This window comes from Paraburkholderia podalyriae, assembly GCF_014397785.1.
GTDB lineage: Bacteria > Pseudomonadota > Gammaproteobacteria > Burkholderiales > Burkholderiaceae > Paraburkholderia > Paraburkholderia podalyriae.
The window spans coordinates 1-4104 of record NZ_VZQQ01000156.1 but is presented as its reverse complement, the minus strand read 5'-3'; the positions used below and the strand labels follow the sequence as shown (position 1 = coordinate 4104).

Annotated in this window: 2 protein-coding genes and 1 pseudogene; 1 reads left to right on the top strand and 2 read right to left on the bottom strand. The window is 60.3% G+C overall.

The window, feature by feature from the left end; genetic code table 11:
• Positions 1-288: alpha-hydroxy-acid oxidizing protein (locus F6X42_RS41860; protein ID WP_187639618.1), on the top strand; the 288-nt coding region annotated here is incomplete at its 5' end.
• A gap of 854 nt (positions 289-1142) precedes the next feature.
• Here F6X42_RS41860 and F6X42_RS46265 read toward each other — a convergent pair.
• A complete protein-coding gene (locus tag F6X42_RS46265; RefSeq protein WP_376776531.1) occupies positions 1143-2147 on the bottom strand; it encodes a DUF2242 domain-containing protein in 1005 nt (334 codons plus the stop codon).
• Positions 2148-2801: 654 nt separating this feature from the next.
• Positions 2802-3422 (bottom strand): annotated as a pseudogene (locus F6X42_RS41850) (IS6 family transposase); the annotation flags it as partial.
• Positions 3423-4104 lie beyond the last annotated feature (682 nt).

Sequence of the window (4104 nt, the reverse complement as noted above, 5' to 3'; positions counted from 1 at the left end):
TCTGCCAGCTTGACGAGTTCAGGATCGGGTTTTTCTCTTTTGTTGCGTTTCGCTACGGTCATCTGTGCTCCTGTTGCTGACAGTTTCCTGCCAAATGACCGTTTACACAAAAATTTTTACACCCTCGCGCTATCGGGCGCAAGAGGCGTCTACATCGACCATCCGTTTCTCTACGGGCTCGGCGCTGGCGGCCGGCGCGGCGTCACGCGCGCGCTCGACATCATCCGCAGCGAGCTCGACGTGACGATGGCGCTCACCGCCAAGCGCCTCTTCGCCGACGTCGACTGATCAGTGCTCGTCGACGCGGGTCTTCGCCGATGAAGGGGTTGTAAGCCGGAACCACAGAAATTTTCGATGTCGTTTTGATCCAGCAGGTTAGCGCTTATTTGGATCTCTCGTAACGCGTTGAAAGGCAACGACTACCACAACTTCTGTGGTTCCGGCTTATAACCCCTTGTTGCGTGGCCACGTCGTTTTCAGTGCCGGCTTGCGCCAGGAATCTCCGTCCAAGACGCAATGCGACATAAACGCGGTAATGTCCAGTAGGGAAAAATGGAGCGGCGCCAGTCCGCGCGGCCGCTGAAGGCGTGGAAGCCGCCGGCGCGCGATCCGCGCCAGGGCGCGCTTTTCTGACGGGCGATGAGGAGCTGAGGATGGGCCGACCCCGGATGAGTGGAACGACGCACAGCTGCCCGCGATCATGAATGGCATCGCGGCGATCGACCGGGATTCCCCACGCGACAACCCGCGCTTTCTGGATGGACTGATCGCGGAGGTTCGGGCGATTACCGGCCGTGTGTTTGGCGCGAGCACCTACAGCCGGCTGCTGCGCGATCGCGCCGCAGGTTGGCGTCCAGCGCCATCCGAGTGCACCGACGGTCCAGCAAGCGATCCTGCGCGCGCAGGCGCTCGCGCCGATCTCGCAGCAGGGCAGTGCGGAGAACCGGCCGGTCGATCTCGAACTGATGCGACAGGCGCTCGCCCCGTGGTGCGCGAGGCGCTCGCGCCACTCTACGCGTCGCAGCGCGAGCGGGCCGTCGACCACGGGACGGTCACGGCGCACGATGCCGGCGATCTGGGCGAGACTCGCCAGCCGGTCCCGGCCCTGCTGCAGGCGTTCGAGCGCGCGGTACCGTCGACGCTTACCTGGCGCTCGTCGCTTTCTCCGAATCATTACCTGTCTGGGCTGCTCCGATCGGGGGCACGGCGTCGTTCATCGACGGCAGCGCCTCCTTCGGCGCTGCCGCGGCGGCGACGGCGCCCGGCTGGGCGGAGTCGGCCTTGAGGTAGTGGTCGACTAGCGCAAAGAAACGCTGATAGAAAATGCCGGCAGGAATCGTCTCGCTCGCAACTTTCACCATCGAATCATCGCTTGAGCCGATCGGCAGCGACAGCGATCCGAACACGCTCAGTCCGACGCTCGCCGACGTGTTGCTCTTCTTCAGCGCGTAGCGATCCTGCACCGCGTTCACGTACGCGGTACTGCTGTTGCCTCCAGTGTCGTCGGTAGTACAGACCACATGGATTTCGATCACCGCGTGCGCATCGCTGGTGGGCTGGAAATTTTTCGAGCCGTCGACCGAATCGGGCCTGGTCGAACTGGCGATATATCCCTGGCTGAGCAACGCACGGCGGGCGGCTTCGCAGGCGGGCTCTGTCTTCGCGGCGAACTTGTGCATATAGGGGCTATCGCCTGCGTCGAACTGTTCTTGCTGGTAAAGCGGCTTCGGTGTCGAGCACGCAGACAGTGCGCTCGCAAGCGCAAGCACGAAAGCCGCGGAGGAAAAGCGGAATTGAGTATGCATGGCTGAAATAGGGTGGATCGGTTCGAGCGAAGAAGGGGTCCCAAGGCAGACGGTCAGGACACCCAATACTGTTGTGCAGCATGAGAGGGACACATCATGCGACCGATCCGAAAGTGAACAGGCCGCGCCATTATAGTTTTCTTTCCCTACAACTACGTTCGACGGTGTCGTGAGAGCAGGTCCGTTACGGGTACGGGGGATGCTATTTCGCCCTGAACGCCGCAAAAAATCCGAAGCGCTGATCGCGCAGGCCGTCACCGAGCTTGTGCGCGCGACCGTTCCCGCCGGGTAAGGCGAGTGGCTCGAAAAAACACTGTGCGCCCGACGTGAAGTGCGGAACACGGAGTTTGGTACGGAGATCGATAAGGCGGTTAAGGAGGCGGAGAGCAGCCTTCACGTATCGGGCGCAACTGTAGAGCACGAAGGCCGCCGCGCCGATCATCGCAGAGTGGCCTGCGACTGCATGGGCTCGCCATGCTGTTCGGCTGGCTCCGCTACCCCTCATAGCACACCCGTTTGTGGGCACGACAAGCAGGGCAAAAGCCAGGACAGAAACGCGCCAGGCTTATGGAAGTGTTTCGCATCCTTCGCGGTCTCGGGGACGAAAGGCGGCAAGTGCACCAGCAAGACGGATAAGCAGGGCACCCATTTCGCGAACGCAGCGCCTAAACTGTAAGCATGGTTGTGACTCGACAAGGGAGGTCGCCATGGCTGAATCAATTTCGGGAGTGATGCTGGGGGCAATCGTACTGATTATGGCTGCCATCTTGGTGGCGGAGCACTACAGACGTGAACATCACAGGGGCCGCCAACTCCGTTGGCTGGACACCCATCCGATGCGGGACTGGTTGCACCGGAAGCCTTGATGCACGGCTCTGTTGCAAATTTCAGCGGCGAGCGAAAGACGGCGTATTCGCCGCTACCTGATCGAGCGGAAAGGACCGCCTTCCAAACCACGGGCGCAGTGGTATCTTTGAGGCGCAGATTCGTGAGATCAAACTGACCTTTTCGAATACGATGCATCATTTCGATGCCGGCGATCGTAGTGGCCGCATTCCTGAAACGTTTGAAGCCGAGCACTGCATAGACCCTGGACTTGATATTGCGATGGTCCTGCCCTATCAAGTTGTTCAAGTACTTCGACGATCGCAACGTCGTCTCCTCCGGCAGCAACTCGTCAGCCTTCATTTCGCGCACCGCGGGGTGAGACGCCGCGTAGCCGTCCAGCGTGATGATTTTCGGAGCGAGCCCTTGACTCCTGATCGCTTTCGCGAAGAAGGCCTTGGCCGCAGCGACATCGCGCTTGGCGCTGAGCCGAAAATCGACCGTCTTTCCTGTCCGGTCAACTGCGCGGTAAAGATAGGCCCATTTGCCACGGACCTTCACATACGTCTCGTCGACTCGCCATGAACGACCAGCGGATCTCGCAAACCGATTCCAACGCTTGACGAACTCCGGCGTGAAGCGTTTGACCCAGCGCATGATTGTCGTGTGCGCCAGCGGCAGGCCGCGTTCGGCCATCATTTCAACGAGGTCTCGAAGGCTGAGCTTGTAACGAAGGTACCAACGAACACACAGAACGATGACTTCGCGGTCGAAGTGGCGGCCGTTGAACAATCAGTTGAAGTCTTTCAGCGTACTCATTGGCGGCTCGTGCCGTCAAAAAACCTAGGGTAACTCACCGACCCTTCCGATTTGCACCCGAGCCCCCTGTTCCAGGACGAGCAATCCGACCGTCGGCTCTGCGGCAACGCGGCCCACGAGCGGAGGTTTGCGACCCCGGGCCGGATCCGGTCCGTTTCCCTTTCCATCGCCTGGCGCCAGCCGCCTCGATAGCTCATCACCCGCCACCGTCGCCAGACCGGAGCGCTGAGCGGTTGCACCGCGGCCGCTGCCACGTACGCGGGTTCGACCACCGGGGAGGTACTGAACGCGCAGCGGAGGCGGCATATAGGCCTGCTGTCCCTACGCCAGCGCATACACTGTCGTGGCAGGCTATGTGGTTGAGTGAAGGATCGCTGTGCCCGCCGTTATCTTCGTCTCGCGTACGGCGCGGGTCCATCTCATTACAATCCCGACACTCTCATGCTTGATGAGGACGCAGCCTCGCACCGCAGGCCCGGCGTTTCCAGGTTTCTGAGGAACCTGATTTTACATAATAAAAGTTATCACCATCAGTGGTACGGGAAAGAGCGTTGCGGATTTCCCGTTCCTTTCACGAATTCGACGCAACGGCTTCGTACCATTTGGTACCTGATCACTGTTGCGTGAATCAATGGCATTTCTACAGCTATCGGAT